The sequence below is a fragment of the Streptomyces coelicoflavus genome (assembly GCF_045041415.1).
In the GTDB taxonomy this organism is placed as follows: domain Bacteria; phylum Actinomycetota; class Actinomycetes; order Streptomycetales; family Streptomycetaceae; genus Streptomyces; species Streptomyces coelicoflavus.
Window position 1 is genome coordinate 900,096 of sequence record NZ_CP108218.1, and the last position, 20,000, is coordinate 920,095.

At 72.5% G+C, this 20,000-nt stretch carries 16 protein-coding genes; 11 read left to right on the top strand and 5 right to left on the bottom strand.

Features of this window, described 5'->3' with window-relative positions:
• Window positions 1–123 precede the first annotated feature (123 nt).
• Entirely contained in the window at window positions 124–2,601 is a 2,478-nt protein-coding gene (locus OHA99_RS04150; RefSeq protein WP_405694118.1) for a ThuA domain-containing protein, read from the top strand.
• A gap of 14 nt (window positions 2,602–2,615) precedes the next feature.
• Window positions 2,616–4,805: an OmpL47-type beta-barrel domain-containing protein gene (locus OHA99_RS04155; protein ID WP_405694121.1), complete on the top strand. Its 2,190-nt coding sequence runs from the start codon at window positions 2,616–2,618 to the stop codon at window positions 4,803–4,805.
• A 16-nt stretch (window positions 4,806–4,821) separates the two neighbouring features.
• On the opposite strand, the gene ligD is transcribed toward OHA99_RS04155, so the two are convergent.
• Window positions 4,822–5,847 carry a non-homologous end-joining DNA ligase gene (gene ligD / locus OHA99_RS04160; protein WP_153176876.1) on the bottom strand — a complete coding sequence of 342 codons (1,026 nt, stop codon included), beginning with the start codon at window positions 5,845–5,847 and terminating at the stop codon, window positions 4,822–4,824.
• Between the two features lie 93 nt (window positions 5,848–5,940).
• On the bottom strand, window positions 5,941–6,279 hold the full coding sequence (locus OHA99_RS04165) for a hypothetical protein (protein WP_164381610.1): 339 nt from the start codon (window positions 6,277–6,279) through the stop codon (window positions 5,941–5,943).
• A 213-nt stretch (window positions 6,280–6,492) separates the two neighbouring features.
• On the opposite strand from OHA99_RS04165, the gene OHA99_RS04170 reads away from it, so the two are divergent.
• Window positions 6,493–7,560, top strand: a complete 1,068-nt coding sequence (locus tag OHA99_RS04170; RefSeq protein ID WP_366471413.1) for an ATP-dependent DNA ligase — start codon at window positions 6,493–6,495, stop codon at window positions 7,558–7,560.
• Window positions 7,561–7,579: 19 nt separating this feature from the next.
• Here OHA99_RS04170 and OHA99_RS04175 read toward each other — a convergent pair whose 3' ends face one another.
• On the bottom strand, window positions 7,580–8,770 hold the full coding sequence (locus OHA99_RS04175) for a zinc-dependent alcohol dehydrogenase (RefSeq protein ID WP_164381614.1): 1,191 nt from the start codon (window positions 8,768–8,770) through the stop codon (window positions 7,580–7,582).
• A gap of 210 nt (window positions 8,771–8,980) precedes the next feature.
• Here OHA99_RS04175 and OHA99_RS04180 point away from each other — a divergent pair, with 210 nt between their 5' ends.
• Window positions 8,981–9,958: a DUF3048 domain-containing protein gene (locus OHA99_RS04180; RefSeq protein WP_405694125.1), complete on the top strand. Its 978-nt coding sequence runs from the start codon at window positions 8,981–8,983 to the stop codon at window positions 9,956–9,958.
• Window positions 9,959–9,988: 30 nt separating this feature from the next.
• Here OHA99_RS04180 and OHA99_RS04185 read toward each other — a convergent pair whose 3' ends face one another.
• Window positions 9,989–10,453: a MarR family winged helix-turn-helix transcriptional regulator gene (locus tag OHA99_RS04185; protein ID WP_153176880.1), complete on the bottom strand. Its 465-nt coding sequence runs from the start codon at window positions 10,451–10,453 to the stop codon at window positions 9,989–9,991.
• 208 nt (window positions 10,454–10,661) lie between these two features.
• On the opposite strand from OHA99_RS04185, the gene OHA99_RS04190 reads away from it, so the two are divergent.
• The 7 genes from OHA99_RS04190 to pcaD are packed head-to-tail and all read left to right on the top strand — an operon-like array spanning window position 10,662 to window position 17,155.
• Entirely contained in the window at window positions 10,662–11,417 is a 756-nt protein-coding gene (locus tag OHA99_RS04190; RefSeq protein WP_282880540.1) for a CoA transferase subunit A, read from the top strand.
• The gene (locus tag OHA99_RS04195) at window positions 11,417–12,070 is read left to right on the top strand and encodes a CoA transferase subunit B (RefSeq protein ID WP_345961787.1); all 654 of its coding nucleotides are present in this window, start codon (window positions 11,417–11,419) and stop codon (window positions 12,068–12,070) included. The genes OHA99_RS04190 and OHA99_RS04195 overlap by 1 nt, the downstream gene beginning before the upstream one ends.
• Window positions 12,067–13,269, top strand: a complete 1,203-nt coding sequence (locus OHA99_RS04200) for a thiolase family protein (RefSeq protein WP_405694130.1) — start codon at window positions 12,067–12,069, stop codon at window positions 13,267–13,269. Before OHA99_RS04195 ends, OHA99_RS04200 begins: the two co-directional genes overlap by 4 nt.
• 18 nt (window positions 13,270–13,287) lie before the next feature.
• Window positions 13,288–14,061 carry a protocatechuate 3,4-dioxygenase subunit beta gene (pcaH, locus tag OHA99_RS04205; protein ID WP_381498706.1) on the top strand — a complete coding sequence of 258 codons (774 nt, stop codon included), beginning with the start codon at window positions 13,288–13,290 and terminating at the stop codon, window positions 14,059–14,061.
• A gap of 6 nt (window positions 14,062–14,067) precedes the next feature.
• Entirely contained in the window at window positions 14,068–14,673 is a 606-nt protein-coding gene (gene pcaG, locus OHA99_RS04210; RefSeq protein ID WP_345961789.1) for a protocatechuate 3,4-dioxygenase subunit alpha, read from the top strand.
• Window positions 14,670–16,028: a 3-carboxy-cis,cis-muconate cycloisomerase gene (pcaB, locus tag OHA99_RS04215; protein WP_366471406.1), complete on the top strand. Its 1,359-nt coding sequence runs from the start codon at window positions 14,670–14,672 to the stop codon at window positions 16,026–16,028. Before pcaG ends, pcaB begins: the two co-directional genes overlap by 4 nt.
• Window positions 16,025–17,155, top strand: a complete 1,131-nt coding sequence (pcaD, locus tag OHA99_RS04220) for a 3-oxoadipate enol-lactonase (protein WP_405694135.1) — start codon at window positions 16,025–16,027, stop codon at window positions 17,153–17,155. Before pcaB ends, pcaD begins: the two co-directional genes overlap by 4 nt.
• A 35-nt stretch (window positions 17,156–17,190) precedes the next feature.
• Here the strand turns inward: pcaD and OHA99_RS04225 are convergent, their stop codons facing one another.
• Window positions 17,191–19,866 carry an ATP-binding protein gene (locus tag OHA99_RS04225; RefSeq protein ID WP_405694138.1) on the bottom strand — a complete coding sequence of 892 codons (2,676 nt, stop codon included), beginning with the start codon at window positions 19,864–19,866 and terminating at the stop codon, window positions 17,191–17,193.
• Between the last annotated feature and the right edge of the window lie 134 nt (window positions 19,867–20,000).

The window sequence follows — 20,000 nt, forward strand, 5'->3', positions numbered from 1 at the left end:
CGGTTGCCGCCGCGTTTATCCACAGTCAGGACAAAGTTCGTTCGATCCCGGTCATACCTATTGGCGTACCGCGCAAAGAGGTCTAGCTTCCTTTCCGCTGCTGCCGTGACCGAGGAGGTGCCCATGCCCTTAAGAGGGTTGAGCGCGAGAAGAAGAGGCTGGGCGGCGTGCGCCACCGCCGCTTTCGTCGCCGCGGGACTGCTGGCCGGCCCTGCCGCCAGCGCACGTCCGGCGCCGGACCCATCCCTGACAACGATGTCGATCAAGTCGCCGCCGGGCGGCGCCAACGTACGGGTGCTGATCTTCTACGGGTCCGCCGCGGCCGGGGACGAGTCTCCGGTCGTGAACGCCGGGATCGCGGCCATCGAGCGGATCGGGCTGTCCGGCCCGGCCGAGGGACGCTTCAAGGTCGAGGCCACGGACAACGCCGACGTCTTCACCAACGGGAAGAAGCTCGGCCGGTTCAACGCGGTCGTGTTCCTGACCGGCGGCGGCGACGTCCTGACGCCCGCCCAGGAGGCGGGCCTGGAGGCCTACATGGAGGCCGGGGGCGGATTCCTCGGCGTCCACGACGCGGCCCGCGCGGAGCCGTACTCGGACTGGTTCACCGGTCTGGTCGGCGCGCGTCCGGCCGCCGACAGTCCGACGAAGGTCCAGCGTGCCACGGTCGAGGTCGGTGACCGGCGGCATCCGGCCACCAAGGACCTGCCGTTGGAGTGGAAGCGCCCCGACCAGTGGCTGAACTGGAAGGAGAACCCGTCCGGCGACGTGCACACCGTGGCCCGGGTGCGCGAGTCGACGTACGCGCCCGGCGCGAGCGCCAACGGCTGGGACCACCCGGTCAGCTGGTGCCGCGACTACGACGGCGGCCGGTCCTTCTACACCGGCATGGGCGGCACGGTGTCGTCGTACGACGAGACCGACTTCCGCAGCCATCTGCGCGGTGCCCTGATGTGGACGACCCGGCTGTCGCAGGCCGACTGCAAGGCGACCATCGACGGCAACTACAAGGCCGAGCGGCTCACCGAGCCCAACCAGCCCGGCCAGAACGACCAGATCGGCGAACCGCACGGCCTGGTCACCGCCCCCGACGGCCGCGTCTTCTACATCGGCCGCGGCGGCACGGACTCCTCGCACCCCGTGGTGACCGACTGGAACGACCCGAACGTCGGCAAGGGCACCGGCGAGATCCACGTCTGGGACCCGAAGACCGACAAGGTCACCCTGGCCGGCGCGCTGACCGTCTTCGGCAACAAGGGCGGCGGCGACGAGCTGACCAAGGTCGAGGAAGGCCTGCTCGGCATCGAACTGGACCCGGCATTCGAGGAGAACGGGGGGGTGTACCTGCACTACACCCCGCACTCCCAGATCAACCGGGACACCCACATGGCCGAGCGGCGGGTCTCCCGCTTCACCCTCGACAAGGCCACCAACAAGCTGGACCTGGGCAGCGAGAAGGTGCTGCTGAAGTGGCCGGTGCAGATCCACAGCTGCTGCCACGCGGGCGGCGGGATGGCCTGGGACTCCAAGGGGAACCTGTACATCGCCACCGGTGACAACAACTCCAGTGGTTTCAGCGACGGTTACTCCGGCAACAACCCGGAGCCCAACTTCAAGGGCGTGTCCTTCGCCGACGCGCGCCGCACCGCCGGCAACACCAACAACCTCAACGGCAAGATCCTGCGCATCCACCCGGAGCCGGACGGGACGTACACGCTCCCGGAGGGCAACCTCTTCACCGGCAAGGAGACCGCCGAGGGCGGTGGCAAGACGCGCGGCGAGATCTACGTGATGGGTGTGCGCAACCCGGCGCGCATCTCCGTCGACAAGAAGACCGACACCCTGTACGCGGGCTGGGTCGGCCCGGACGCCGGTGCTCCGTCGCCGACGTGGGGTCCGGCCAAGTACGACACGTTCGCCACCATCACCGAGGCGAGCAACCGCGGCTGGCCGTACTGCATGGGCAACAAGCAGCCGTACCGGGACCGGAACCTGCCGGACCCGTCGAAGCCGCTGGGCTGGTACGACTGCGACCACCCGAAGAACGAGTCGCCGAACAACGACGGCCTGGTCAACCTGCCGCCGGTGACCGGCAACAACATCTGGTACTCGCCGCAGGGCGGCGGCCCGGACTACCCGCGCGACGAGAACGGCGTCCCGTCGTACGAGCAGGACGAGGCCACGTACAAGCTGCCCTGGCTCAAGGGCGGCGGCCAGGCCGCGATGAACGGCCCGGTCTACCGCTACGACGCCGACAGCACCAGTGACACCAAGTGGCCCGCGTACTGGGACGGCAAGTGGTTCGTCGGTGACTTCTACGACTCCGACCAGCCGCGCAACGCGGTGCTGATGGACCCGAAGACGCAGGGCGACGGCGGTCTGCCGGTGCACTCGGAGTCCCTGAAGAAGATCGTGCCGGTCGGCAACGACGGCATCAAGAACCTGATGGGCTGGAAGTTCGGCCCGGACGGCGCGCTGTACGTCCTGGACTACGGCCGCGGCTTCTTCACCTCGGACTCCAAGTCGGCCCTGTGGAGGGTCACCTACGAGGGCGGTGGGCCGACGCCGGCCGCCGGACAGCTGGCGAGGGGGTCCGAGTGATACGCCAACGAAGAATGTGGGCCGCGCTGTTGGCCGGCCTGCTGATGGTCCTCGGTCTGCAGGCGACGTCCGCCTCCGGGCAGCCCGCGGCGGCGCCCACCGCGGCCGCCGCCGACCAGGTGCTCACCTGGACGGCCGGTGACGACATCACCAAGTACACGTCGGCGCCCGAGACGGCGGTGGCCGGTCCGGCCACGATCGTCTTCGAGAACAGTGAGGCCACCGGCAACACCACCGGCATGCCGCACACGCTGACGTTCGTGACCAGCGATCCCGAGTACAACCAGGACGTCCAGCTGAACATCCTGGCCAACCCGAACGACGACCAGGGCGGCAAGCACACCGCCGAGGTCACCCTCACCCCCGGCACGTACATGTACCACTGCACGATCCCGGGCCACGGCCAGATGACGGGCGTGCTCGTGGTGACCGAGGGCGGCGGTGGCGAGGACACCACGGCGCCGGCGACCTCGGCCGAGGTGGGCGGCACGCAGAACGCCGACGGCGCGTACGTCGGTTCCGCGACCGTGACGCTCGCCGCCACCGACGAGGGCGGCTCCGGCGTCGAGCGGATCGAGTACGCGCTCGGTGCCGACGGCGCCTGGCAGCCGTACACCACGCCGGTCGTCGTCGACCAGGTCGGCGAGCACACGGTGCGCTACCGGGCGTTCGACAAGGCGGGCAACGCCGCCGAGGAGAAGAGCGTCACGTTCGCCGTGGCCGCGCCGGACACCGACGACACGACCGCGCCGGAGACCTCGGCGACGGTCAGCGGCGAGAAGAACGCCGAGGGCGCCTACATCGACATGGCGACGGTGACCGTCACCGCCTCCGACACCGGTTCCGGCGTCAACACCATCGAGTACGCGGTCGGCGACGGCGCCTGGACGGCGTACACGGCGCCGGTCATGGTGCACGAGGTCGGCGAGCACACCGTGCGCTACCGGGCCACCGACAAGGCGGGCAACGTCGCCGCGGAGAAGAGCGTCGCCTTCACCGTGGCGGCCGCTCCCCCGCAGGACACCACCCCGCCGGTCACCGGCGCGACCGTGGACGGCACCAAGAACTCCGACGGCGCCTACGTCGGCAGCGCGAAGGTGACCGTGAACGCCGCGGACGAGGGCGGTTCCGGCGTCGCCGGTGTGGAGTACTCGCTGGACGCCGGGCCCTACCTGGCGTACACCGACCCGGTGGTCGTGGACCGGGTGGGCCGGCACACCGTGGCCTACCGGGCGAGCGACCAGGCGGGCAACACCTCCGAGCCGCTGACGGTGAGCTTCACGGTGGTGGCGGGCCAGGTGCCGCCGCCGCCCTGCCCGGAGTACGACGAGCGCCTCACGGTGATCGTCGGCACGGTCGACTCGGGAGTGCCGAACCGGGTCACCAACAACCGGTGCCGGATCAACGAGATGATCGAGGACGAGAAGGAGTGGACGTCCCAGGCGCTCTTCCTCAAGCACGTCCGCGAGGTCATGGACGCGCTCCTGGACGAGGGCGTCGTCGACAAGCGGGAGTACCGGGCGATCAACAAGGCCGCCAAGCAGTCGAAGATCGGCCGGCCCGGTCAGACCGAGGGCTACCGCACGATCCTCGACGGCAGCCAGGAGTCCTTCGCCAAGTGGGAGCAGGTGGGCGGCGGTTCGTTCGCGCTGAACGCGGACGGGTCGATCACCTCCAGCACCAGCACGCCCGGCATGGGCATGCTGTGGTTCCCCGAGCGCAAGTACGGCGACTTCTCGCTCAAGCTCCAGTGGCGTGACGACGCGGCGGGCACGGCGAACACCAACGGCGGCGTCTTCGTGCGCTTCCCGCAGGTGCACGACCACCCGGAGGAGTCGCGTCCGGAGTGGGTCGCCATCAAGTACGGGCACGAGATCCAGGCGTTCGACAGCCCGACCGGCGACATGTACAAGTCCGGGTCCGTCTACGGCTTCGACCGGGTCGGCCTGGCCGGCGCGGGCGTCACCGAGAAGGGCACCTGGAACGACTACGAGATCCGGGTGGTGGACCAGCACTACTCGATCTACCGCAACGGTGTGCTGATCAACGAGTTCGACAACTTCGGCGGGCAGACCTTCTACCCCGAGCGCTCGGACGACCCGGGCACGGACGGGCGGCGGTTCGCCTCCGGCTACGTCGGACTGCAGGTGCACAGCACGTCGGACGTGATCTCGTACCGCGACGTCCGGATCAAGGACCTCTAGGGGTCGGCGTCGTGGCTCAGTCCGGGCCGGGAGCCTTCTTCCTGGCCCGGCTGGGCTGGACCCGGCTCGGTTCGCCCGGCATCTTCGGATACTCGGGCGGGTACGGCAGATCACCGAGCCCGTGGTCGTGCTCGTCCTTCGTCGCCAGCTCCAGCAGCGCGTCGAGGGAGTACCTCGTGTCGTCCATGCCCGCGTGCACGTCGCCGAGTTCGGCGAAGCGCGCGGGCATGGTCGTGATGTCGAAGTCCTGCGGGTGCGCCACCCCCACCTCGTCCCAGGTCAGCGGGGCTGAGACGGGCGCGTGCGGGCGGGGCCGCACGGAGTAGGCGGACGCGATGGTGCGGTCGCGGGCGGTCTGGTTGTAGTCGATGAAGATGCGCTCGCCGCGCTCCTCCTTCCACCACTTGATGGTGACCCGGTCGGGCATCCGCCGTTCCATCTCACGGCCCACGGCGATGGCGGCGCGCCGCACCTGGGTGAAGGTCCAGCGCGGCTCGATCGGCACGAAGACGTGGATGCCGCGCCCGCCGGAGGTCTTGGGCCAGCCGCGCAGCCCGCCGAACTCCTCCAGCACCGCCCGCAGTTCGTGCGCGGCGCGGGCGGCGTCGTCGTAATCCGTCCCGGGCTGCGGGTCGAGGTCGATGCGCAGTTCGTCGGGGTGGTCGACGTCGTCGCGGCGCACCGGCCAGGGGTGGAAGGTGAGGGTGCCGTACTGGGCGGCCCACAGCACGGCCGCCTCCTCGGTGGGGCACATCTCGTCGGCGCTGCGCCCGCTGGGGAAGGTGATGTGCGCGGTCGGGATCCAGTCGGGCATCCCCTTGGGCGCCCGCTTCTGGTAGAACCACTCGCCGGTGATCCCGTCGGGGTAGCGCTGGAGGGTCGTCGGCCGCTCGCGCAGGGCGCGCAGGATGCCGGGGGCGACGGCCTGGTAGTACCGGGCCACGTCGAGCTTGGTGTACCCGTGCTCCGGGAAGAACACCTTCCCCGGGCTGGACAGCCGCACGGTCCGGCCGCCCGCCTCCAGCTCCACCGCTTCAGCCATGCGAGCCACGGTAGGCGCAGCGTCTTTGCTTCGCATATCGGACGTCGGGGAGGGGAGAGCACGCAGACCACGGCCTCCGCGGCCGCCGGGCATCTACTTGCCGATGCTGATCCTGTCGTTGTCGAGGAGCGCGGTGTGGGTGGCAGCGGTGATGATCAGCAGAACCATGAGGAATCCTGGGACGGGGTTGGTGTCGTCGGCGTCGGGGCTGATCGCGATAGCGACGGAGAAGACGGCGACCTCCCCGACGATGTACACCCCGGCCAGCCAGGGCTTCACGACGCCCTTGACCGCGGCCACAACGAACGGAACGGCGGCGGCGAGTCCCAGGGTGACGATCGGGACCAGCGTCCAGACCACCTTGGCCAGGCTCGACGCATACATGCGCGGGCGGGCCGGCGTGAGTGGGGCGTTGATGTAGGGACTGGCCACGGGTTCTCCCTTTGCGTCGACAGCGTGTAGGAAGTGTGAGGTCACGGTGTCGAGCTGTCAGGTGGTCCGACAGGATGGACCCGTTCGAGTGAACGGGTCGGCAGAGTCGCTCCGATCAAGCCGCACGAGACGCGTCCGCTCCCCTGCCGACGGGGGCTTCCGGGTGTCGGGCTCGACAGGCGCGGTGCCACCGGCGGCGTACAGAATCGGACCATGGACCTCCCCGTCATGCCGCCCGTGAAGCCGATGCTCGCCAAGTCCGTGGCGAAGATTCCGCCGGGGATGCACTACGAGGCGAAGTGGGACGGGTTTCGGGCGATCGTGTTCCGCGACGGCGATGAGGTGGAGCTGGGCAGTCGTACGGGCAAGCCGTTGACCAGGTATTTTCCGGAGCTGGTGGGGGCGGTGCGGGAGCGGTTGCCCGAGCGGTGCGTGGTGGACGGGGAGATCGTGATCGCGCGGGACGGGCACCTGGACTTCGACGCGCTGACCGAGCGGATCCATCCGGCGGACTCCCGGGTGCGGACGCTGGCGGAGCGCACCCCGGCCTCGCTGGTCGCCTTCGACCTGCTGGCGCTGGACGACGCGTCCCTGCTCGACGTGGGTCTGGCCGACCGGCGGGCGCTGCTGGAGCAGGCGCTGGGCGGGGTGACGCCGCCCGTGCACGTGGCGCCGGCGACGGACGACATCGAGGTGGCACGGCAGTGGTTCGAGCGGTACGAGGGGGCGGGGCTCGACGGGGTCGTCGCCAAGCCGCTCGACCTGCGCTACCGGCAGGACGAGCGGGCCATGTTCAAGATCAAGCACGAGCGGACGGCGGACGTGGTCGTCGCCGGGTACCGCTTCCACAAGAGCGGGCCCGTGGTCGGCTCGCTGCTGCTCGGGCTGTACGACGACCGGGGTGTGCTCCAGCACGTGGGGGTGAGTGCCGCCTTCACCATGAAGCGCCGGGCCGAGCTGGTGGAGGAGCTGGAGCCGCTGCGCATGGACGACGCGGGCGGCCATCCGTGGGCGAAGTGGGCCGAGGAGGCCGCCCACGAGTCGGCGCGGCTGCCCGGCGCGCCGAGCCGCTGGTCGGGCAAGAAGGACCTGTCCTGGGTGCCGCTGCGTCCCGAGCGGGTCGTCGAGGTGGCGTACGACCACATGGAGAACGGCGCGCGCTTCAGGCACACGGCCCGCTTCCGCCGCTGGCGCCCGGACCGGACCCCCGAGAGCTGCACCTACGCGCAGCTGGAGGAGCCGGTCCGCTACGACCTGGCGGAGATCCTGGGCGGGCCCTGACGCGCCGGCCCGACGGCACCTACGGCTTCATCAGCACCTTGACCGCGCCGTCCTGCTTCTTCTGGAACATCTCGTACGCGTGCGGCGCGTCCGCCAGCGGCACCCGGTGGGTGGCGAAGCCGTCGACGCCGAGGGGGTCCTGGTCGGTCAGGTACGGGACGATCTCGTCGCTCCAGCGGCGTACGTTGGCCTGGCCCATGCGCAGCTGGATCTGCTTGTCGAACATGGTGAGCATCGGCATGGGGTCGGCCATGCCGCCGTACACGCCGGACAGCGAGATGGTGCCGCCGCGGCGCACCAGGTCGATCGCGGTGTAGAGGGCGGCGAGCCGGTCGATGCTGAACCGCTCCGCCAGGGGCCCGCCGATGGCCCGGGGCATCACCGCGGCGGTCTGCTGCACCAGCTTGGCCACGGCGCCGCCGTGCGCCTCGGTGCCGACCGCGTCGATCACGGCGTCCGGGCCACGACCGCCCGTCCGGTCCTGGATCGCCGAGACGAGTTCCTTCTCGTTGTCGAAGGACCGCAGGTCGAAGGTCTCCACGCCCCGCTCGCGGGCCCGCTCCAGCCGCTCCGGCACGAGGTCCACGCCGAACACCTTGTCGACGCCCTTGAGGCGGGCGATCCGGCACGCCATGTCGCCGATCGGGCCGAGACCCAGCACGGCGAGGCTGCCGCCCTGCGGGACGGCGGCGTACTCGACCGCCTGCCAGGCGGTGGGCAGCACGTCGGAGAGGTAGACGAAGCGGTCGTCGGCCGGGCCCTCGGGCACCTTGACCGGTCCGAACTGGGCCTGGGGCACGCGCAGGTACTCGGCCTGGCCGCCGGGAATCGCGCCGTACAGGCGGGTGTAGCCGAACAGCGGGGCACCCATGCCCTCGCCGGTGACCTGGGTGGTCTCGCACTGGGTCGGCAGCCCGGTGTCGCACATGTAGCAGTGGCCGCACGCGATCTGGAACGGCACCACCACCCGGTCTCCGGGCTTCAGGTTGGTCACCTCCGGACCGACCTCCTCGACGATGCCCATCGGCTCGTGGCCGAGGATGTCGCCCGGTGTCATGAACGGCGTGAGCACCTCGTACAGGTGCAGGTCGGAGCCGCACAGCCCGGAGGACGTGACGCGGATGACGGCGTCCGTCGGCTCCTGGATCTTCGGGTCGGGCACCTCCTCCACCCGCACGTCCCGCTTTCCCTGCCACGTCACTGCCTTCATCGCCCGCGCTCCCTCCGTCGCCGTGCGCGTCGGTTCTGCGTGCCCGCCGGGTACCCCGGGGCCCCCGTCGCCGAACCCGGCGGTCTTTTCGGCCGAACAGCGGATTATCTGCCCCGTTCCGTGTGCCGTATCGGATTCATTCAGGTATGGCACTAAATGCTTCAAGAAGCGCACAATCAATGACACGGGATGGGTGGACGGATGGCCGGGATGCGAAGAGGAACGCGCAGGGGGCGCTGCGCCGCACTGCTGACGGCGGCGGTGGCGGTCTCGCTGGGCGCGGCGGGCTGCACGGCGGGGCCCGGCGCGAAGGACGACGGACGGGCGTCGCACGCGCCGCGACCGGAGCGGACGCACAGCGCCGCCCCCGCGTCCGGACCCGTGCTCGCCGTGAAGGTCGACAACGTACGCGCGGCCCGCCCCCAGACGGGCCTGGAGGACGCGGACGTCGTCTACGCCGAGCCGGTGGAGGCCGGGCTGAGCCGGCTGATGGCGATCTACGCCACCGAGCTGCCCGAGTCGGTGGGGCCGGTGCGCAGCGCCCGCGAGTCCGACCTGGAGCTGCTCGGCCAGTTCGACCGTCCGGTGCTGGCCTTCTCCGGGGCGCAGAGCAAACTGCTGCCGCTCATCGACAAGGCGCCGCTGCGCGCGGAGCCGGCGCGCGAGGACTCCGACGCCTACGTCCGCGCCGGGGACCGGCAGGCCCCGCACAACCTCTACCTGCGGCCGGACAAGCTGCTGGGGAAGCCGTCGGGCGCCGCGGCCCTCACCACCGGGTTCACCTACGGCAAGGCCCCCGCGGGCGGCCGGGCGGAGCCCTCGCACACGGTGCGCTATCCCTCGGCGAGCTTCACCTTCACCTGGTCCGACAGCCGGGACCGGTGGCTGGTCGCCATGGACGGCAGCCCGGCCCGTACGGCCGACGGCGGGCGGCTGGCACCGGCCACGGTCGTCGTGCAGCACGTGACGGTGCGCGAGTCGGACTTCCGCGACTTCCGCGGCAGCAACTCGCCCTACGTCGAGTCGGTGGGCTCGGGACAGGCGGAGGTGCTGCGCGACGGGCGCGCGTACGACGCGACGTGGAAGCGCGGGGCGGCCGGGGACGGCACGACCTTCACCACCGGGGACGGCGAGCCGCTGAACTTCGCCGAGGGCCAGGTGTGGGTGGTCTTCGCCGGGCGCTCCTGAGCCGGGCGCTCCTGACGGGGGCGGTCCCGGTCAGCCCGGTGCCGCCGTCGGCTCGACCGGGTTGCGGAGCCCCTCCGCGGCGTCCGCGACCCGGCGGATCAGGTCGATGAACACCGCCTGCTCGTCGGCGGCGAGCGGGGCCAGGAAGACCTGGTTCATCCGGGCGATGCGCACGCCCAGCCTGCGGTGGACGCGCAGCCCCTCGTCGGTGAGCCGGAGCAGGGACCGGCGGCCGTCCTGCGGGTCGCGGACCTTGTCGAGCAGCCCGCGACGGCCGAGCCGGCTGACCACCTCCGCGATGGTGGACCGGTCCAGGCCCACCCGCTCCCCCACGGTGCGCTGGTCGAGCCCCGGCTCGGCGACGAGGGCGTTGAGGACGGCGTACTGCGGCGAGGTGGTCTCCTCGGAGACCATCGTGTTCCACAGCAGGTAGTGCGCCTGCTGCAGCCGCCGGGCCAGGTGGCCGGGGTGGGTGGCCAGATCGACCGCTGCCATGTGCACTCCCCGTGGTCACTTTCGTAGGTGCACTGACGATACACGGCACCGAGTCCCGGCACCCGGGGGCGCTTCACACGATCCACCTCGCATTTTATGGGCCTTGACGCCCCGGCCGTCCGGTGGCAGCGTGTGGGCAACCTCGCTGAAATACTCAGTGCCCTGACGATCTGTCCCCGGGGCGCGCGGAAGAGATGGGGCTCCTCGGATGGACAAGGTGGTGGCCGCGGCCGGTGCGGCGGTGGCCGACGTGCCCGACGGCGCGTCGCTCGCGGTGGGCGGTTTCGGGCTGAGCGGTGTGCCGAACGTGCTGATCCAGGCCCTCTACGAGCGCGGGACCGGCGGGCTGTCGGTGGTCTCCAACAACTGCGGGGCGATGGACTCCGGGCTGGCCGTCCTGCTGGCCGCCGGGCGCATCGCCCGCGTGACCGGGTCCTACATCGGCGCCAACAAGGAGTTCGCGCGCCAGTATCTCGGTGGGGAACTGGAGGTGGAGATGATCCCCCAGGGCACCCTGGCCGAGCGGCTGCGGGCCGGCGGCGCGGGGATACCCGCCTTCTACACTCCCGCCGGGGTCGGCACCCAGGTCGCCGACGGCGGGCTGCCGTGGCGGTACGACGGGTCGGGCGGGGTCGCGCTGGCCTCGCCGCCGAAGGAGGTCCGCGAGTTCGACGGGACGGATTACGTCCTGGAGCGCGGCATCCGCACGGACTTCGCACTGGTCCGCGCCGCGAAGGGCGACCGGCACGGCAACCTGGTCTTCGCGAAGTCGTCCCGGAACTTCAACCCGCTGGCCGCGATGGCCGGACGGGTGACGATCGCCGAGGTGGAGGAGCTGGTCGAGCCGGGCGAGATCGACCCGGACGCGGTGCACCTGCCGGGGATCTTCGTCCAGCGGGTGGTGGCACTCACCCCGGAGCAGGCCACCGACAAGAAGATCGAGCGGCGGACGGTGAGTTCCTGATGGCGTGGACGCGTGAACAGATGGCCGCACGGGCGGCGCTGGAGCTGGCGGACGGCCAGTACGTCAACCTCGGCATCGGTCTGCCCACCCTGATCCCGAACTACCTCCCCGAGGGCGTCGAGGTCACCCTGGAGTCGGAGAACGGCATCCTGGGCACCGGCCGGTACCCCACCGACGCCGAGGTGGACCCCGACCTGATCAACGCGGGCAAGGAGACGGTCACGGTCCGCCCGGGCGCCGCCTTCTTCGACTCGGCCCTCTCCTTCGGCATGATCCGGGGCGGACACATCGACGTCGCGGTGCTCGGCGCGATGCAGGTCTCCGCGGGCGGCGACCTCGCGAACTGGGCCATCCCCGGAAAGATGATCACCGGCATCGGCGGCGCGATGGACCTCGTCCACGGCGCCCGCACGGTCATCGTGGTCATGACGCACACCGCCAAGGACGGCTCCCCCAAGATCCTCGAGGAGTGCGCGCTGCCGCTCACCGGCAAGGCGTGTGTGAACCGTGTCATCACCGACCTCGGCGTCCTCGACGTCACCGCCGACGGCCTGGTCCTGGTGGAGACCGCCCCGGGCGTGGATGTCGACGAGGTCGTCGCCAAGACCGATGCCAAGCTCGTCGTCGCGAACAGCGCGGAGGGACTGAAGTGAAGGACGTCTACATCGTCGACGCGGTGCGCACCCCGTTCGGCAAGTACAACGGAGGCCTGGCGGGCGTGCGCCCGGACGACCTGGCCGCGCACGCGATCCGCGAACTCCTCGGCCGGACCCCCGGCCTGGACCCGTCCCGGATCGACGACGTGTACTTCGGCAACGCCAACGGCGCAGGCGAGGAGAACCGCAACGTCGCCCGCATGGCCGCCCTCCTGGCAGGCCTGCCCACCACCGTCCCCGGCGTCACGGTCAACCGGCTGTGCGCGTCCGGCCTCGAGGCGGTGATCCAGGCCGCCCGCGCCATCGCCGTCGGTGACGCCTCGGTCGCGCTCGCGGGCGGCGTGGAGTCGATGACCCGGGCGCCGTACGTGCTGCCCAAGCCGGACCGGCCCTTCCCCGCCGGGCACACCGAGATGTACTCGACCACCCTGGGCTGGCGCATGGTCAACCCGGCGATGGACCCGCAGTGGACGATCCCGCTCGGCGAGTCGGCGGAGCTGATCGCGGACAAGCATGGAATCACCCGCGAGCGGCAGGACGAGTACGCCCTCGCCTCGCACCACAAGGCCGCCCGCGCCCAGGCCGACGGCCTGTTCGACGCCGAGCTGGCGCCCGTGCCCGTGCCGCGCCGCAAGGGCGACCCGGTGGACTTCGCCGCCGACGAGTGCGTACGCCCGGACGCGTCCCTGGAGGCGATGGCGAAGCTCCGGCCGTCCTTCAGGAAGGCCGACGGCACGGTGACCGCCGGGAACGCCTCCCCGCTCAACGACGGCGCCGCAGCGCTGCTCCTGGTCGACGAGGAGGGCCTGCGGGCCACCGGACGCGAGCCGCTCGCCCGGGTCTCGGCGACCGGAGTCTCGGCGACCGACCCGCAGTACTTCGGACTCGCCCCCGTCGAGGCCGTGAACCGCGCGCTCGCCAGGGCCGGCCGGAGCTTCGCCGACCTGGACGTGCTCGAACTCAACGAGGCCTTCGCCGCCCAGGTGCTGGGCTGCGTCGCCGAGTGGCCCGAGTTCGACCCCGCGATCCTGAACCCGCGGGGCGGCGCCATCGCCCTCGGTCACCCCCTCGGCGCCTCGGGCGCCCGCCTCGCCGGCACCGTCGCCCACCAGCTCGCCCGCAAGGGGAGCGGCACCGGCATCGCCACCCTCTGCATCGGTGTCGGCCAGGGCCTCGCCCTGGTCCTCGACCGCTAGTCACCCAGGGAATCCCCCATGACTCTCACCCAGCACGACATCGACGCGGAGATCGCGGCCGAGCACGCCGCGTACGAGAAGCGGGTCGCCGACGGCGCGCCCGTCGAGCACCACCCGCGCCGCGACTACGCCCCGTACCGCTCCTCGGTGTTGCGCCACCCCAAGCAGCCGCCGATCGCCATCGACGTGACCAAGGACCCGGAGCTGGTGGAGCTGTCCTCCCCCGCCTTCGGGGAGCGGGACATCACCGGGATCGACAACGACCTGACCCGGCAGCACACCGGGGAGCCGGTCGGCGAGCGCATCACCGTCTCCGGGCGCCTGCTCGACCGGAACGGCAGGCCGGTGCGCGGGCAGCTCGTGGAGATCTGGCAGGCCAACTCGGCCGGGCGGTACGCGCACCAGCGCGAGCAGCACGACGCGCCGCTGGACCCGAACTTCACCGGCGTGGGCCGCACCCTCTCCGACGACGACGGCTTCTACCGCTTCACCACCGTGCAGCCCGGCCCCTACCCGTGGCGCAACCACGTGGGCGCCTGGCGTCCGGCGCACATCCACTTCTCCGTGTTCGGCTCGGCGTTCACGCAGCGCCTGGTCACGCAGATGTACTTCCCGAACGACCCCCTGTTCGCGTACGACCCGATCCTCCAGTCGGTGACGGACGACGCGGCGCGGCAGCGGCTGATCGCGACGTACGACCACAGCCTGTCCGTGCCCGAGTTCTCGCTCGGCTACCACTGGGACATCGTGCTCGACGGCCCCAACGCCACCTGGATCGAAGAAGGACGCTGACCCGCCATGACGAAGATCGACACGAGCAGGCCGGAGCAGGTGCTGCCCACGCCGTCGCACACGGTCGGCCCGTTCTACGGGTACGCGCTGCCCTTCCGCGGCGGCGAGGACATCGCGCCCGCCGGGCACCCCGACACGGTCACCGTGCACGGGTACGTGTACGACGGCGAGGGCGAACCGCTGCCCGACGCCCTGCTGGAGCTGTGGGGGCCCGGCCCCGACGGCAACGTGCCGACCGCCGACGGTTCGATGCGGCGCGACCCGGCCTCCGGCGGCTTCCTGGGCCGCAACGGCGTGGAGTTCACCGGCTTCGGACGCATCCAGACCGACGCGAACGGCCACTGGTACGCGCGGACGCTGCGGCCGGGGGCGCGGGGGCGGGGGGCGCCGTACGTGAGCGTGTGCGTCTTCGCGCGCGGGCTGCTCGTGCACCTGTTCACCCGGATCTACCTGCCGGGCGACGAGGCCGTACTCGCCGCCGACCCGCTGCTGTCCCGAGTGCCGGCCGGGCGCCGCGACACGCTGGTCGCGGCGGACGAGGGCCACGGGACGTACCGTTTCGACATCCGCCTTCAGGGCGAGGGCGAGACGGTCTTCCTGGAGTTCCAGTGACATCTTCCGCCGAACCCGCCGGTGCCGACACCGCCGCCGGCACGAGCCTGCTCGCCCCCGGGTGGGCGGGCTCGCCGGCCGCGTCCGCGACCGGCGACCGCGCGTATCTGCGGGCCCTGCTGGACGCGGAGGTGGCGCTCACGCGTGCCCAGGCCGCGCTGGGGCTCGCCCCGGCCGAGGCGGCGGACGCGGTGGGCGCGGCCGCCGCCGATCCGGCCGCCTTCGACGCGCGTTCCCTGGCCGAGCGCGCCCGGGGCGGCGGGAACCCGGTCATTGCCCTGGTGGCCGACCTGACGAAGGCGGTCAGCGAGCCGTACGGGCCGTATGTGCACCGGGGCGCGACCAGCCAGGACATCCTGGACACGGCGGCGATGCTGGTCGCCGCCCGCACCCTGGACCTGCTGCTGCCCGACCTCGCCCGCACGGAACGGGCGCTGGCCCGGCTGGCCGCCGGGCACCGGGACACGCCGATGCCGGGCCGGACCCTCACCCAGCACGCCGTGCCGACGTCCTTCGGGCTCAAGGCGGCCGGATGGCGCTCGCTGGTGCTGGACGCCCGGGACCGGATCGCGGCGGTGCGTGCCGCGCTGCCCGCCCAGCTCGGCGGCGCGGCGGGCACCCTGGCCGCCTTCGAGGCGTACGGCGCGACGGACCCGGCCGCGCTGCCGGCGGCGTACGCCCGTGAACTGGCCCTGCGGGCACCCGAGCTGCCCTGGCACACCCTGCGCACCCCGGTCGCCGACCTGGCCGGCGCCCTCGCCCTCACCGCAGGGGCGCTCGGGAAAATCGCCGCGGACGTGCTGACGCTGTCCCGCACCGAGATCGGCGAGGTCGCCGAGGGCGGTGGCGGCGGTTCGTCGGCGATGCCGCACAAGGCCAACCCGGTGCGGTCCACGCTGATCGCGGCGGCCGCCCGGCGCGCTCCGCAGCTCGCGGCCACGCTGTACGGCTCGCTGGTCGCCGAGGACGAGCGGCCGGCCGGGGCCTGGCACGCCGAGTGGGAACCGCTGCGGGACCTGCTGCGCCTGACCGGCGGCGCCACCAGGGACGCCGCCGAACTGACCGAGGGGCTGCGGGTGCGCCCGGACGTGATGCGGGCGCACCTCGGGCTGACGCACGGGCTGATCGTGTCGGAGCGGCTCTCCGCGGAACTGGCCCCGGTGCTCGGGCGGGCCCGCGCCAAGGAGCTGCTCACCGAGCTGGCGGCCCGTACGTACGCCGAGGGACGGAGCCTTGGCGAACTGCTCGCCGAGGTGCCGGAGTTGCGGAGCGCAGACCTGGCCTCCCTTACCGATCCCGCCCGCTACACAGGTGCCGCCGCGGCCCTCACCGATCGTGCTCTGGAGCGACGTTGACGAATCTGCTCAACCATCAGTCCGAAGGCCCCGCCTCCGCTCCCCCGCTGCTGCTCGGGCCCTCGCTGGGCACCTCGTACGCCCTGTGGGACGCGGTGGCGCCCGAACTGTCCGCGGCGCACCGGGTGATCCGCTGGGACCTGCCGGGACACGGAGGCTCGCCGGCCGACCTGATCGGGCCCGGCGCCACCGTCGCGGACCTGGCCGAGCTGGTGCTCGCGCTCGCCGACTCGCTCGGGGTGGAGCGGTTCGCCTACGCCGGGGTGTCCCTGGGCGGCGCGGTGGGCCTGCACCTGGCCGTGCACCGCCCGGAGCGGGTGTCGTCCCTCGCGGTCGTCTGCTCGTCGGCGCATTTCAACGGTGCGAAGCCGTGGCAGGAGCGGGCCGCGCGGGTGCGCGAGGAGGGGCTGGCACGGCTCGCGGAGAGCGCGGACGCGCGGTGGTTCACCCCCGGGTTCACGGTGCCGCGGCTGGTCCGGGACCACCGGGACGCCGACCCGGACGCGTACGCCGCCTGTTGCGACGCGCTGGCCGCCTTCGACCTGCGGGCCCGGGTCGGGGAGATCGCCGCGCCGACGCTGCTGATCGCCGGACGCGAGGACCCGGCCACGCCGCCCGCGCATCTGCGGGAGCTCGCCGACGCGGTGCCGGGCGCAACGCTGACGGAGATCCCGGGTGCGTCGCACCTGGCGCCGGCCGAGCGGCCCGAGGCGGTGCTGACGGCGCTGCGGGCCCACTTCGACGGCGGCGCCCGGCGGGGCATGGCGGTGCGGCGCGAGGTACTGGGCGACGCGCACGTGGACCGGGCGCAGGGGCGGCAGACACCGTTCACCGCCCGTTTCCAGGACTTCATCTCGCGCTACGCGTGGGGCGAGATCTGGACCGACGAGACGCTCTCGCGCCGTGAGCGCAGCATGGTCACGCTGACGGCGCTGGTCGCGCACGGCCACTACGAGGAGCTGGCCATGCATGTGCGGGCGGCGCGGCGCAACGGGCTGACGGCGGACGAGATCGGCGCGGTGCTGCTCCAGACGGCGGTGTACTGCGGGGTGCCGGCCGCGAACTCCGCGTTCGCGACGGCCCAGCGGGTGCTGGCCGAGGAGGCGGACGGCCCCGCCGCGGAGTAACGTCCCGCGGTCCCACGGCAGGCCCCGACGGGGCTTCAGCCCGTGAGTCCCACCGCCAGGGCCTCGCGGGCGCGGGCCACGAGTCCGTCGGCGCCGCACGAGTCGGCCAGCGCCAGGCCCCGCTCCAGCTCGGCCGACGAGCGGGCCGCGATGCCGTACTCCACGCGGGCGGCGGCGTGCTCGTACTGGCAGGGCGAGGCCTCCAGGTAGGTGACGGCCTGGGCGGCGAGCCGGACCGCGCGCTGACCGGTCTCGAGCGCGGCGGCGCAGCGCAGGGCCTCTCCTATCGCCGTGTCCGTGCCGAAGCGCTCGGCCTGGCGGCGGGCGTCGGCGGCCAGCCGGGCGGCGCGGCCGGGGTCCTCGCCGGCCAGCGCCCGGGCCAGCTCGGTCGCCCAGGGGACCACCACCGGGTTGTGCCGGCCACGGGCGGCCGCCGCCTTCTCGGCGGCCTCCAGTTCGTTGACGCCCTCCTCGGTGCGGCCGACGGCGAGCAGCAGGCGCCCGCGGACCGGGCGGGGGTCGGGCAGCACGATCGTCGACGGGTACGGCGGCGCGAAGCCGTACTGGTCGGCGACGGTCCGGGCCTCCTCGACGTGCCCGCGGGCGAGCAGGGTGTCGACCAGGTTGCAGGTCGCCGACCAGTACAACGGCAGCCCGCGGCCCACGCGTTCGGCGATGCGCAGTGACTCGCGCAGGGACTCCTCGGCCTCGCTGAGGCGGCCCCTCCTGCGGTGGCCGAGACCGACGTAGGCGTGCGCCAGGGCGAGGTGGCCGCCGCTCCAGCCGGCGCTCTCGTAGGCGCGCAGGGCCTCGGTGAACAGCGCCTCGGCGCGGTCCAGCCGGTCGGCGTAGGCGTAGGAACTGGCCAGCATCATGGGCAGTTCCAGGCCCCACTCGGTGTCGGTCCAGCCGAGTCCGGGGGCGAGGCGACCGTTGACGAGGGCCCGGTCGCACAGTTCGACGACCTCTTCGGCGCTCTCGCCGTGGGTCATGGCGTCGAAGCCGCGCAGGATGAGCAGGGCGCGCTCGGCGTTGTCGCGGCCGGTGCAGGTGGCGGCCAGTTCGGCCAGGCGGGCGGAGCGGTGGGGCGAGGAGGTCTCACCCGCGTGGATGCCCTCCCACATGTACTGGGCCGCCTGGAGCCGCAGCCGCGCGGAGGGATCCGGATTGCGGGCGGCCTCCGCCTCGACGGTGCGGACGGCCTCCTCCAACTGGTCGTTGTGGAGCAGGGCCTGGGAGAGCCGGAAGACGGCGTCCACGCGCTGTTCGCCGTCCAGCCCGGGCATGGCGAGCGCGGTGCGCAGGTGGCCGATGGTGGTGGCGGGCGCGGTGAGGAGCGTGGCGCAGCCCAGTTCGAACAGCACGCGTGCGTGGGACTCGGGCAACGGCGGTTCCCGCAGGGCGCGTTCGAGGCAGAGACGGGCCGCGTCGGGGGCGCCGACGGCGAGGTGCTCGCGGGCGGCCTCGCGCAGTTGGAACACGACCTCCTGGTCGTCGTCGGGGTGCACCTTGAGCAGATGACGGGAGGCGGCCGCGGCGCCGAGTCCGGAGTCGGTGACGAGCTGGGCCGCTATGCCGTGCATCGCGGTGCGCAGGGCGTCGGGGATGGAGTTGTAGACGGCGGTGGCGATCAGCGGGTGGACGAACTCCAGGTCGTCCGCGCCCGGTTTCCCGGCGGAGTCCGGTACGGACAGGATCCGGGCGCCCCGGAGCAGTTCGGCGCAGCGGGCGGCATCGGCGCGGTCGAGGGTGGCGAGCCTGGCCACCATGTCGACGGTGATGCCGCCGCCGAGGATGGCGGCCGCCCAGGCGAACCGGGTGGAGTCCACGCCGAGTTGCTCCAGGCGGGCGACGAGACCGCCGCCGCGGGCCGAGCGGTTCAGGTCGCGCAGTTCGGCGGCCTCCGCCTCGACGGGTTGCAGTTCGCTGTCCTGGACCTTGGCGAGGAGTTCGACGGTCTCGTAGGGGTTGCCGCCGGTGACGGCCCACACCTCGCGGCAGAACGAGGCCTCGGCGTGGGCGCCCAGCGTGGCGCGGGTGAGTCCGGCCGTCGCGTCGGGGGTGAGGGCGTTCAGCGGGCCGAGGGGCCGGCCCATGGCGCCGGCCGCCTCCAGGTGGCGGGCGTTGTCACCGCTGACGTCGCCGGGGCGGCGGGCGATCACGACCAGGACGGAGGTCTCGTCGAGCCGTTCGGCGAGGGCGGCGAGCCAGCGCAGGGTCTCCTGGTCGGCCCAGTGGGCGTCGTCGATCATCAGCACCAGCGGCCACTCCCGGCGCGCGAGCCGGCGCACGGCGGCGACGAGGCCGTCGCACACGCCCTGCGGGTCGGCCTGCCGCTCGCCGGGGTCCGCTATGCCGAGGGCGGGGCCGGCGATGTCGTACCAGTCGCCGAGGTACTCGCGGGCCTCCTCGGGGAGCATGGAGACCAGGGCGGGCTGGAGGAGTTGGCGCACCACGTTGAAGGGGACGGACCTGAGGGTCTCGCCGCCGCGTGCCGACCAGACGGTGCAGCCCCGGGCCTCGGCGATGCGGCGGGTCTCGGCGAGCAGTGCCGTCTTGCCTACCCCGGCCTCGCCGCGGGCCTCCAGCAGGGTGCCGGGGGACGAGCGGTCCGCGCACAGGGTGTCGACCGCGCGCGTGATGGTCGCGACCTCCTCGTCGCGCTCCCAGAGGGAGGCCGAAGCGGCACCCGTCCGCCGTACCTCCGTCATCCCGCTACCTCCCCGAGTCGCCCGAATGACGTACAGAGCCTGAGCCTAGCCCTCCGATCGCGCGAGTGGTGGGCGCTCCGCCGACCAGTTGCCGTGACGGGTGACATGCGGTAAAGCGTGAACGACGCGCCGGG